Here is a 12,102-nt window from a genome sequence, read left to right on the forward strand (position 1 = left end):
AAGAAAAAAGAATTTGTACTTTAACAGGAGCAGATATGATTAAACTTAAAATAGTAGGTAGGGGAGAGATAGAAAGAGCCTGCGGCTTTGAGGGAGATAATAAAGCGGAGCTTGTATATTGTAGTGAATACATAGATGGTGACAGAATAGTACTTGATACGGATAAAGCCGGAAGATACTGTGTGGTGCGTTTTGAGGACAGTATGAGAGAGGCATTTATATATATCCCCGGCAGAAGTATGGAATTTTTTATACCTCCTGCAAATAACAGACCGAATTATTCACCAAAAAGCTTTACAGGAATGACACATTATATTGAAGCAAGATATGCCACGGCTGAGGAAATAAATAAGATAAAAAACCTTGCATTAAATGTTTATGATCAGCATGAAAACAATACTTTTTATCCTCATGCATCCGCTAATGTGGAAACCAGAGGTGAGGCGGTATTTGCGGCAAGAAATGCTGTAGACGGAATGTATGCAAACTCCTCTCATGGGAAATATCCTTATCAGAGTTGGGGTATTAACAGGGATCCGGCGGCGGCTCTTACAATAGATTTTGGAAGAGAGGTTCTTATAAATGAAATAAGACTTACTCTAAGGGCGGATTATCCACATGATAATTATTGGGTAAGTGCAGACATTAATTTTGATGACGGCAGCAAAGAAACTTTAAAACTTGAAAAATCCGAAAAGCCCCAGTGCTTTCAGATAAAGGAAAGAAAAATAAAAAGCCTTGTGCTTGAAAAGCTTATAAAGGCAGAGGGAGAATCCCCATTCCCTGCACTTACACAGATTGAAGTATGGGGAGTTGAGGTCTGATTGTAGAAATTTAATACAGTTTTTTGACAAATATCAGGGTGGGTTGACTATGGTTATTTGTCAAATGTTTGGGTGGGTTGATTTTCAATCCACTCTTTTTATACTATTGAAATTTGGGTCATCATATAGTGGAACTTTACCAAATATTATTTATAGGTAGGTGGGTACTGATTTGCAGAAAGTGGAGAAAAGATTATAAAAGTGATATAATATATTAAAAAATTTGAGGAGTAAGATACAATATAAAGAATATTAAAGCTCAAGTTTTCATTAAAAGATAAGGAACAACTAAATCAGGTCGATGGGCAGTAATGAAAGAGTGAAATAGTGTGGATATGAAATTGGTATGTAGTGTGAAATTTTATAGTAAAAAAAGAAAGATATTACCTGATTTAAACAGCGGAAAATATTGTCCCCACCTTATGGTAAAAGGAGATAATAGATATCTTGGAATAAGTTTTATTGAAGGAGATGCAATGGACTTTGATATATGGATTAAATGTATTGTATATCTATTTTATGAGAAAGTTGATTATTCTCAATTGGTTGTCGGAGCAAAATTTCATATAATGGAGGGGCGAAATAATGTGGGGGAAGGAGTCGTTCTGGAAGTTTTGAAAGTTTCGCCGGTTCTTGATAAAAATACATATTAAGAATATTATAACTGCAATATATACAGTAATAAAAGCAGTTTGTGATTTGAAAAGGATAAAATAAAAATGGAACTATTGGACTATTTAAAATGGAGAAATGATGTAAGCTTATCGGTAGCATCATTTAATGATATAGATAATGTTATACTGTCATATATATCTTATATGAATTTTAGTGAATTATTTCCTGAAAATAATAATACATACAGTATTGAGGAGATACTGGAAGTGTTTTGTGAGAAATATTCTTTGGATGAAATAAGAGAGAACGGACAATTTACAGCGAGAGCTCCTCTTTTACTGGAACAGATGGTAAAAGGTGAGCGTTTTGGAGGAACAAGAATCGGACATTATAAGGATATTTTTGATGAAGAAGAAATCAAACAATTTTCGGCTGTTACATTTTTTCTTCCTGACGGAACAAATTACATAGCTTTTCGTGGAACTGACAGTACTATAACAGGTTGGAAAGAAGACTTTCTTATGAGTTGTATGTCGGATACGGAAGGGGCAAAGGAAGCGGCAGATTACTTAAATGATGTATCAAGCAGTATTAAGGGTAACTTTATACTTGGAGGACATTCAAAAGGCGGTAATTTTGCAATATATGCATCAGCCTTTTGCAATGATAAAGTGAAGAAGCGTATTACCAAAGTATATAATAATGACGGTCCCGGGTTTAGGGATGAAATTATAGATACTGAAGAATATAAGCAGATTACCCATAAAATATGTAGTATAGTTCCACAAACATCTATAATAGGTCAATTGCTTTCAAATGATGGTGAGCAAAAGGTCATAAAAAGCAGTGCAAACAGCATATTCCAGCATGATGCTATGACATGGGAGGTAACGAGAGACGGGTTTGTAGAGTCGGAGTTGGATGGATTAAGCAATTTTGTAAGGATAGCATTGGGATCGTGGCTTGAAAAAACCGATGATGAAACAAGGGAGTCTCTTGTTTCGACAGTTTTTTCATTGATTGAAGAAACAGAAGCGAAAACATTTAAAGAATTTGGAGGGAACTTATTTAAGAATACCGGAATAATCATAAAGAGCTTGGCAAAACTTCCGAAAGAAAAGAGGGATGAGTTGGTGAGTGCATTTAGCAGTGTATTGCAGGCAGGAGGGGAAACGGTTATGAATAATATCCCCATAATTTCGAGTAAAGAATAAAAGATATTTTTAAAATTGATAAAACTTAGAATAAATAACTATGTAATAGTTTATAAAATCAAGTTTTATTATACAACAAGTATAATACATATGTTATGTCTTTAGTTCATGAGTATTTACTTTAAACTTCTAAGATGATATAATTTTGATTACCAAAATGGTAATCAAATAAAAGGAGACAGTGATCGATTTTGGGAATGCAGAGTCTTTGATGGATATTGCTAATTATATCCCATTTCATTTTGAACATTTAAGAGGTGATAGAAAAGATGAATGGAGTATACGATTGGGCAAAACCGGATATAGGGTTACAATGATTCCTTGTGATAATGATGGTAGTGAGATTATAAAAGGAGATATACTTGCTCAGTGTAAAATGATCAAGATTGTGAAGGTAACGGAGGTGTTAAACCATTATGAGTAATATAAATGAATATAAAGATATAGTGGCATTTCACCCTGGATATTATATCGCAGATATTATAGAGGATATGGAAATAAGTCAGGCTGAATTTGCCACAAGAATGGGAACAAGCACAAAGACTTTAAGTCAGTTGATAAATGGAAAATCTAATATTTCTAATGATTTAGCAAAAAAACTTTCTGTTATGTTAGGAACAAGTATAGAAGTCTGGCTAAATTTACAGAATACATATGATCAAAAGTTGATTGAAATACAGAAGGCTAAGGATATTGACTCACAGGCAGAATTAGCAAAAGAAATAGATTATAAATACTTTGTAGATGTTGTTGGTTTGGAAACGGCAAAGAGTATTAATGATAAAGTTAATAACCTTTGTAAATTTTTTATGGTTTCAAATTTAAGAATTATGTTACAACAGGATTTCTTAGTGAATTTTAGAACAAGTGTATCTTGCAATAATGAGAAGAATATCATTAATTCCAGGGCTTGGATTCAAACAGCTATGAATATTTCAAAAAATATAGATACTAAGCCTTATAATGCAGCAATGCTAAAAGAGTATTTACCGGAGCTAAGAAGTATGACCGTTAAAAAACCGGAGGAATTTTTGCCAAGAATGCGCGAAATTTTTGCGGATTGCGGTATTGCATTTGTTCTGCTACCACATTTAAAGAATTCAGGTGTAAATGGTGCTGTAAAATGGGTAACTGAAGATAGGGTAGTGCTTGCAATGAATAATCGAGGATTGGATGCAGATAAGTTTTGGTTTTCATTATTCCATGAAATCAAGCATGTTCTTCAACAAAAAATTAAAACAGTGTTTATAAGCAGTACAGTTGAAGAAATGAAAGATTATAATAACAATCTTGAAATAGAAGCGGATAGGTTTGCAATGGATTATCTTATTCCACCCGAAGAGTATAAAAAACTGGAACCGACAAGATATACTTCGGATAATGAGATTAAAGAGTTTGCTAAAAAGATAGGAATACATCCTGGAATTGTAGCAGGAAGGTTGCAGCATGAAGGAATCATTGCACAGAACAGATGCTCAAAATTAAAAGAAAAATATGTAATTAAAATACAACATATTGCATAAAAATATAAGTATATAAAGGAGAATATATTAATGTCAAATTATAATATCAATACCATCTGTGTACAGGGTGGTTATGAACCTAAAAACGGTGAGCCCAGAGTAGTTCCGATAGTACAATCTACAACCTTTAAGTATGAGACTTCACAGCAGATGGGTGATTTATTTGATTTAAAGGAGGCAGGGTATTTTTATACAAGACTTGCAAACCCTACCAATGATGCTGTGGCAAGAAAGATTTGCCAACTTGAGGGAGGTGTGGCTGCTATATTAACATCTTCAGGGCAGGCTGCAAACTTCTATGCAATATTAAATATAGCAGGTGAAGGTGATCATATAATTGCTTCTTCAGCTATTTATGGTGGAACATATAATCTGATAGCTAATACTATGAAAAATATGGGGATTGAGTCTACTTTTGTGGATCCGGATATTTCAGCCGAGGAGCTTGCAACTAAATTTAAGCCAAATACAAAGCTTGTATTTGGTGAGACTATAGCAAATCCTTCACTTAAGATTCTGGATATAGAAAAGTTTGCAGAGGCGGCACATAAGAATGGTGTACCTTTAATAGTTGATAATACTTTCCCTACACCGATTTTTTGCAGACCGTTTGAATGGGGAGTAGATATAGTTACACACTCAACCACAAAGTATATGAACGGTTCGGCAAATGCTGTAGGAGGAGCAGTTGTGGACTCCGGTAATTTTTACTGGGAAAAATACAGTGAAAAGTTTCCGGGACTTACAACACCGGATGAGACATATCATGGAATAGTTTATACAAAGAGCTTTGGTAAAGGTGCATATATTACAAAGATGACAACCAATTTGATGCGTGACCTTGGAGCTATACCTTCACCACAGAATTCATTCTACCTTGGAGTTGGACTTGAAACATTGCATTTAAGAATGGAAAGACATTATGAAAATGCCCTGTCTCTTGCTAAGCATTTACAAAATCACCCGAAGGTATCATGGGTTTCTTTTCCGGGACTTGAAAATGACAGCCAATATGCCTTGGCACAAAAGTATCTTCCAAATGGAACTTGTGGAGTTATATCATTCGGTGTTGTAGGTGGAAGAGAAGCCGCAGTTAAGTTTATGGATTCCTTAAAATTGGCTGCAATAGTTACACATGTGGCTGATGCAAGAACCTGTGTACTTCATCCTGCATCCACCACACATAGACAGATGAATGATAATGAGCTTGCAGCCGCCGGAGTATCACCGGATCTTATCAGAATGTCTGTAGGTATTGAGGATGTCCGTGACCTGATAGCAGATATAGATCAGGCATTATATAGGTAAGTAAAACAGTTTGGTACTATAAAGTTTAGAGGTAGATATTTGAATATTTATATAGATGAGTCAGGCTCAATAAATAATCATATAAAAAATAATAAATACTTTATTATAGCATTAGTCAGAACATTTGATATTACAGCTGTAAAGAAAGCTTATAAACGTTTTGTATCTTCAAATTACAGTCGTTTAATGGAATTGGATCAAGATAAAATAAGTCCGAAAACAGGCAGAATCGTCAAAGAAGGTGGTAAGATGTTTAAGAACGGTAAGTTTAAAGAACTGAAAGGCTCCCAATTTGATAAAGAGATGAAACAGAAATTTGTGGATTTTTTTGCTCAAAAAAACTCATTTGAGGTATATTATATAAGGATTGATAATGAAAAGTTGACTGATAAGCTTTGTGATAATACAGCAAGAGTTTTTAACTATACATTGAGACTTGCATTGGAGTATTTTTTTAATGAAAGATATTTACCTGATGAAGACTGTTTACTTCAATTGGATGAAAGAAATGAGAAGACAGAGTCCGTACATTTTTTAGAAAACTATCTGAATACAGAATTATTTATGAACGGAACAACCGTTGGGAAATTTATTGTTGAGTATTTTGATTCGGTAGACAACAATATTGTTCAGATTGCCGATGTATTTGCAAATTTGTACTATTCTCATATGCAAACCGGAGGTTATAATGAAGAGTTAAATAAGTTGAAAAATTCAGGGATACTCAAGGACCTGTTTACTTTTCCATAAATAATTATTGTGGTATATTGACATTTACGAACGGATATGCTATGATTCTTCTATCAACAGTAAGTCCTATACAGATGCCGTAGTCTAGGTAAGCGTCATGTGTTGTCGTCACTGTTAGGCAATTGATATTTTGGAAGTTTTTAGACCAGTCGAGAGATTGGTCTTTTTGTTTATATAAAGAAAGGAAAATCATGAATACAAGTGAAAAACTAAAAAAATACAAAGACTGGATCTTTCGATGTTCCGCATATCAGATGGCACTCAATATAATAAGCATTGATAAACAAACAGTAGCACCAAGTGCAGGATCGGTTTATAGAGATGAGAGGTCGGCTTATCTTTCAGGAGAGCTGTTCAGCCTTGAGACAGATCCTGAGATAGTGACACTTTTAGAGGATTTAAAGAATGACAATGATATAGATGTGGAGGATAAGCGTGCCATAGAGCTTTATTATAAAAGGATTATGGATACACTTTGCATACCAAAGGATGAGTATGTGGCATTTAAAAGGCTATGTGATGAATCCTTTGATGCGTGGTTACTTGCAAAGTCAAAGGCTGATTATTCTATATTTGAACCATATCTAAAGAGGGTGATAGAAAGTAAAAAGAAGCTGTATGGATATAGGAACAGTGATAAGAGTATATACAATCAGATGCTTGATGATTTTGAACCGGGAATGAGCGTGGAAAAATATGATATATTCTTTGAAGCACTAAAAAACAGATTGGTTCCGCTTATAAAAAAGGTGACAAATGCAAAGCAGATAAAAGAAGATTTTCTGCATCAAAGCTTTCCGGTTGAAGAACAAAAAAAGTTTATGGATGAGCTGCTTAAGTACTTGCATTTTGATCCTTCATGGGGATATCAAAATGAATCGGAGCATCCGTTTACATCATGGACTTGTGAGAATGACTGTCGTACAACCACAAAATATATAGAGAACAATGTAGCCTCTGCCATACTCTCAACAGTTCATGAGGTGGGTCATGCCTACTATGAACACAATATAAACCCTAAGTATGACGGAATGATTCTATCAGAAGGCGTATCTTGCGGAATGCATGAATCACAGTCAAGACTATGTGAGAACTATCTTGGAAAGACTTTGGCTTTTTGGAAATATCACTATCCAAGGCTACAGGAGGTTTTTCCTAAGCAGCTTGGTAAAGTTGCACTTGAGGATTTTTATAAGGCAATCAATGCATCAAAGCCTTCATTTGTGCGTACAGAGGCGGATGAGCTTACATATCCGCTTCATATATTGATTCGCTATGAGATAGAAAAGGGGCTGTTTGACGGCAGTATTTCAACAGAAGGACTTGATAAGACATGGAATGCCAAGTATAAAGAATATCTTGGAATAGATGTGCCAAATGACAGGCTTGGAATATTGCAGGATGTGCATTGGTCAGACGGAAGCTTCGGATATTTCCCAACCTATGCACTTGGAACGGCCTTTGCGGCACAGTATGTGCATGCAATGAAAAAAGATATAGATGTAGACAGCTTGCTTGAAAACAATCATTTTGACGAGATTATGAAATGGCTAAAGGAAAATATCCATACTTACGGTTTTCTTTATGAGGCTCCGAAGCTTATGAAGATGGTAACCGGAGAGGACTTTGATGTGAATTACTTCTTAGATTATATTGAAGAAAAATATACAAAATTGTATTAGCATATATCAGGTTGAATATATGGTGATATTTTTATATACTATATAAAACACCATAGGAGGCGGATATGAGCTTGATTACAGATTTAACAAGAATGTATCTTACACATTCAACCAAACCGTTTATTTTTAAAAATGATTTTGATAAAGTATTGCCATATGATAAGGGTTCTGAGTTCGGCTTATATGTTCATATACCGTTTTGTAAAAGTATATGTAATTTTTGTCCCTATTGTAAGATTATATATGATGAAGAGACGGCAAAAGGCTATATAGATGCCTTGATTAAAGAAATTCATTTGGTGGGGAGACAGTGGAACGGCAGGAGAAGGGCTACAAGCCTTTATTTCGGAGGAGGTACCCCCGCACTTCTTGCAGACAGAATAACGGATATTATATCGGCTTTAAGAGAGCATTTTATTATAACGGACGGTATAGGAATAGAACTTCATCCTGATAATGTTAATGTTTCTGTTTTAAAGACTTTAAAAAGTGCCGGAGTTGATAAGATAAGTATAGGTATACAGTCTTTTCAGGATAAGTACCGAAGAGTTTTGCGAAGAAGGAAGTTTGATATTAAAGATATCTCAAAGGCACTGAATGAAGTTGAATTTGAGACGGTTTCTATGGATTTTATATTTGCATTGCCTACACAGACCTTTGGAGATTTAAAGAATGATATTGATATGGCATTTGCTAACGGAGCCAATCATATAGCAATCTATCCTTTAATTGATTTCACATTTACCAAAAATAAGGTTCCTGCTATGCCTAAAAAAGAAAAGAGAAAACTTTTGGATGATATTACCAATTATTGTATAAGTAAGGGATATGTAAGAAAGTCTATCTGGACTTTTGCAAGTGAAGAGTCGGCATCATATTCTTCAATGACCAGAGATAATTTTTTCGGATTCGGCTGTTCCGCTACCAGCCTTTTTAAGGATCAGTTTAAAATAAATACATTTTCTGTTTTGGAATATTGTAAAAGAATTGATGCAAATACACTGCCGACTGCACTTACAAACAGATTTGTTAAAAGGCAAAGGATGATTTATTACCTTTTTTGGAAGTTATACAGTACAAGGCTTAAAGTGAAGGAATTTGAAGAGTTTTTTGATATACCTCTTAATAAAGTTTACGGTCTTGAATTTCGGCTTTTACAAGTACTTGGATTTTTAACAAGAGATGAAGAAGGATATAAGATGACGCTTAAGGGGGCTTTCTATTATCACTATTATGAAAATTTTTATACACTGAGCTATATAGATAAAATGTGGGGGATTATGCGAAAGGAAGCTTTCCCTAAGGATATGAGATTGTAATGAGTTTATTAAAGCCAACAGTATAATTTAGGAAACTATTAATTGTTTTAGAAAGGAAGGTTGGTATGAGGATAAAAAAAATTGTAGGAATATTTTTGGCGGCAATGACTATGCTTAATGCCTGTAAAAAGGGCGGTATACAGTTAGAAAATAAAAATATTACTGAATCAGATAAATCCATAAAATCTGTTGAAGCTGTTATTCCAAATCCGGTTTCGGAGGGAACAGATGTTAATAAGTTTATAAACGGAGATGATCACTGGAAATGGTGGGAGGATTATATAGAAAAGGTTCACAACTCACAAACTGTGCAGGAAGGGATGGGACAGTACTATGAACAGATACAGAAGGAACTTTTATCAGATGCCTCAGATCATAATGCGGTATGTTCGCCATTAAATATTTATATAGCACTTTCCATGCTGGCTGAAGTGACAGATGGAAATACACGTAAGCAAATCCTTGATGTGCTTAATGTAAAGGATATGGATGTCTTAAATAAGCGTATAAAAGCAATATGGGATGCCAATTATGTGGATACACCTGCACTAAAGAGTATGTTGGCAAATTCTATATGGTTAAGAAGCGGTATAGGGTATAATGAAGATACTTTAAAAAGGCTGTCAGCAGAGTATCATGCTTCATCTTACAGCGGTGAGATGGGCTCTAAGTCAATGAATCTGAAACTTCAAAAGTGGACTGATGAGCATACGGGAGGATTGCTTAAAGAGTATACAAAAGAATTGGAACTTAAACCGGAATCGGTGCTGGCACTTATTTCAACCGTTTATTACAAGGCATCTTGGGATAAAGAATTTCCAAAGGAGCAAACAAATGATGGAATATTTCATGGGGTTTCAGGGGATCAGTCGGTTCCTATGATGAACAATGATGTTATGACAAATTTGTATCAAACAGAGCATTTTCAGGCTGTAGGATTGAGCCTTGTCGACAGTGGTACAATGTATTTTTTCCTGCCGAAAGAAGGTTATAAAGCACAGGATATCGCGGCAGATCCACAAATGATAAAAATCTGTATGGAACCTGTAAGTGTGGAAAGTAATTCGGCATTGGTGCATCTGACAGTTCCAAAATTCAATGATTCGGCTAAAATAAATCTGTTGGAGTGTCTGAAGAATATCGGAATTACAGATGTGCTTTCAGACAAACAGGCAGATTTCACTCCACTTACAAAAGAAGTTGAAAATATTTATGTAAGCAGTGCAGAGCATGCCGCCATGGTAAAGATAGATGAGGAAGGTGTTACAGGTGCGGCGTATACTGCACTTATGATGGAGAGCGCAGGAATAATACAGAATCAGGTGGATTTTATTATTGACAGACCTTTTGTATTTGCAGTGGCGGCTCCTGACGGTTCAATTCTTTTTACAGGAGTTATTCAGAATATAGAGTAGTATTTTTCTTGGTCCACAAAAGGAATAGAAGCTTTGGCTCCGGAAGACAAACGACATGAGTTGGTATCTGTTTCTTGCACTGTAAAGATGATATACTTTACAGTACAAAGTGGATAAGTAGGATGTTATATTATAATATTTAGCTAATAAATTATTAAATAAAAGGGGATTATATTATGGCATTAAGTTTAAGAAAAGGTCAGAAGGTAGATTTGACAAAGGGAAATCCGGGGTTGAGTAAACTTATGGTTGGTTTAGGTTGGGATACCAATAAGTATAGTGGCGGATATGACTTCGACCTTGATGCAACAGCATTTCTTTTGAAAGCTGATGGCAGGGTAAGTTCAAATAATGACTTTATTTATTATGGGAATCTAAAGCATTCATCAGGAAGTGTCTGTCATATGGGCGACAATTTGACAGGTGGTGCTACGGGTGATGATGAACAAGTCTACGTAGACTTAAGGATGGTACCAAGCGACATTGAAAGAATTGTTATTGCAGTGACTATCTATGATGCTGATAAGAGAGGACAAAATTTTGGTCAGGTCAGCAATGCTTATATCCATATATTGGATACTACAAACAATAATGAGATACTTAGATATGATTTAGGCGAAGACTTTTCAATGGAGGCTTCTATAGTAGTTGGAGAAATATATAAGCATAAGAATGAGTGGAAATTCAATGCCGTAGGTAGTGGGTTCAAAGGTGGACTAAAAGCACTTTGTATGAATTATGGAGTGAACCTTGAACTTCAGGATAGAGATAGAGGTGCTATTGTACTTGAGAAGGGTCATAAGGTAAGCTTAAAAAAAGGCAGTGGAGAAATACTAATAAACTTAAACTGGAGTCAGCCACAAAATAAAGGATTTGGAAATGGCATAGACTTAGACCTTGGTTGTCTTTATGAGTTGCAAGATGGTAGAAAGGGAGTAGTACAGGCACTTGGGAATTGCTTTGGTAGCTTGGTTAATCCTCCATATATTTCTCTTGATGGAGATGATAGAACAGGTTTAGCAGTAGATGGTGAGAATCTTAGAGTAAACAGTGCAATGATTCCACAGATTAAAAGAATACTGGTATATACCTTTATATATGAAGGTGTAGCCAACTGGTATGAGACTAATGGTGTTGTCACAGTAAAATGTCCGGGAAGCAGAGATATTATAGTGAAGATGGATGAATATGGCTCAAATTTAACTATGTGTGGTATAGCTCTTTTAGAAAACCGTGATGGACAGTCACTTTCTATGGAGAAGGTGGTGAAGTTTTATGGTGGCCATGTAGAACTTGATAAAGCATTTGGATGGGGATTGCGCTGGGTAAGAGGTTCTAAGGATTGAGGTTAAATTATATATAGTGATATATAAATAAGGGGCTGTCGGGAAATAAGTAAATTTAATCCTTACAGCACAAAATAAAAGTATCCTAGCAAGTACAAGGCTTTCT

Annotated in this window: 10 protein-coding genes and 1 pseudogene; all 11 read left to right on the forward strand. The window is 35.1% G+C overall.

Annotated features, from left to right (window positions below; genetic code table 11):
• The first annotated feature begins 35 nt into the window (after positions 1-35).
• Positions 36-824 carry a carbohydrate-binding protein gene (locus tag HMPREF0381_RS06495; protein WP_008751131.1) on the forward strand — a complete coding sequence of 263 codons (789 nt, stop codon included), beginning with the start codon at positions 36-38 and terminating at the stop codon, positions 822-824.
• A gap of 335 nt (positions 825-1,159) precedes the next feature.
• A complete protein-coding gene (locus HMPREF0381_RS06500) occupies positions 1,160-1,477 on the forward strand; it encodes a hypothetical protein (RefSeq protein WP_040461745.1) in 318 nt (105 codons plus the stop codon).
• Between the two features lie 66 nt (positions 1,478-1,543).
• Positions 1,544-2,653 carry an Mbeg1-like protein gene (locus tag HMPREF0381_RS06505; protein WP_008751133.1) on the forward strand — a complete coding sequence of 370 codons (1,110 nt, stop codon included), beginning with the start codon at positions 1,544-1,546 and terminating at the stop codon, positions 2,651-2,653.
• Positions 2,654-2,834: 181 nt separating this feature from the next.
• Positions 2,835-3,077 (forward strand): hypothetical protein, encoded by a 243-nt coding sequence (locus tag HMPREF0381_RS06510; RefSeq protein WP_008751134.1) that lies wholly within the window; start codon positions 2,835-2,837, stop codon positions 3,075-3,077.
• Positions 3,070-4,176, forward strand: a complete 1,107-nt coding sequence (locus tag HMPREF0381_RS06515; RefSeq protein ID WP_008751135.1) for a HigA family addiction module antitoxin — start codon at positions 3,070-3,072, stop codon at positions 4,174-4,176. The genes HMPREF0381_RS06510 and HMPREF0381_RS06515 overlap by 8 nt, the downstream gene beginning before the upstream one ends.
• A gap of 30 nt (positions 4,177-4,206) precedes the next feature.
• Positions 4,207-5,484, forward strand: coding sequence for an O-acetylhomoserine aminocarboxypropyltransferase/cysteine synthase family protein (locus HMPREF0381_RS06520; protein ID WP_008751136.1), 1,278 nt, complete (start codon positions 4,207-4,209; stop codon positions 5,482-5,484).
• Positions 5,485-5,523: 39 nt separating this feature from the next.
• Entirely contained in the window at positions 5,524-6,234 is a 711-nt protein-coding gene (locus HMPREF0381_RS06525; RefSeq protein ID WP_008751137.1) for a DUF3800 domain-containing protein, read from the forward strand.
• A gap of 191 nt (positions 6,235-6,425) precedes the next feature.
• Positions 6,426-7,916 carry a carboxypeptidase M32 gene (locus tag HMPREF0381_RS06530; protein WP_008751138.1) on the forward strand — a complete coding sequence of 497 codons (1,491 nt, stop codon included), beginning with the start codon at positions 6,426-6,428 and terminating at the stop codon, positions 7,914-7,916.
• A gap of 65 nt (positions 7,917-7,981) precedes the next feature.
• Positions 7,982-9,235: a coproporphyrinogen-III oxidase family protein gene (locus HMPREF0381_RS06535; protein ID WP_008751139.1), complete on the forward strand. Its 1,254-nt coding sequence runs from the start codon at positions 7,982-7,984 to the stop codon at positions 9,233-9,235.
• A gap of 65 nt (positions 9,236-9,300) precedes the next feature.
• A complete protein-coding gene (locus HMPREF0381_RS06540; protein ID WP_008751140.1) occupies positions 9,301-10,650 on the forward strand; it encodes a serpin family protein in 1,350 nt (449 codons plus the stop codon).
• Between the two features lie 176 nt (positions 10,651-10,826).
• Positions 10,827-11,402: pseudogene (locus tag HMPREF0381_RS15860) on the forward strand (TerD family protein); the annotation flags it as partial.
• Positions 11,403-12,102 lie beyond the last annotated feature (700 nt).

It is taken from the genome of Lachnoanaerobaculum saburreum DSM 3986 (assembly GCF_000185385.1).
GTDB lineage: Bacteria > Bacillota > Clostridia > Lachnospirales > Lachnospiraceae > Lachnoanaerobaculum > Lachnoanaerobaculum saburreum.

Bases quoted from the DNA above. Each gene is read 5' to 3' on its own strand.
- HMPREF0381_RS06520 (WP_008751136.1), top strand. From the start codon at position 4,207: ATGTCAAATTATAATATCAATACCATCTGTGTACAGGGTGGTTATGAA.
- HMPREF0381_RS06540 (WP_008751140.1), top strand. From the start codon at position 9,301: ATGAGGATAAAAAAAATTGTAGGAATATTTTTGGCGGCAATGACTATG.
- HMPREF0381_RS06515 (WP_008751135.1), top strand. From the start codon at position 3,070: ATGAGTAATATAAATGAATATAAAGATATAGTGGCATTTCACCCTGGA.
- HMPREF0381_RS06535 (WP_008751139.1), top strand. From the start codon at position 7,982: ATGAGCTTGATTACAGATTTAACAAGAATGTATCTTACACATTCAACC.
- HMPREF0381_RS06500 (WP_040461745.1), top strand. From the start codon at position 1,160: ATGAAATTGGTATGTAGTGTGAAATTTTATAGTAAAAAAAGAAAGATA.
- HMPREF0381_RS06495 (WP_008751131.1), top strand. From the start codon at position 36: ATGATTAAACTTAAAATAGTAGGTAGGGGAGAGATAGAAAGAGCCTGC.
- HMPREF0381_RS06530 (WP_008751138.1), top strand. From the start codon at position 6,426: ATGAATACAAGTGAAAAACTAAAAAAATACAAAGACTGGATCTTTCGA.
- HMPREF0381_RS06505 (WP_008751133.1), top strand. From the start codon at position 1,544: ATGGAACTATTGGACTATTTAAAATGGAGAAATGATGTAAGCTTATCG.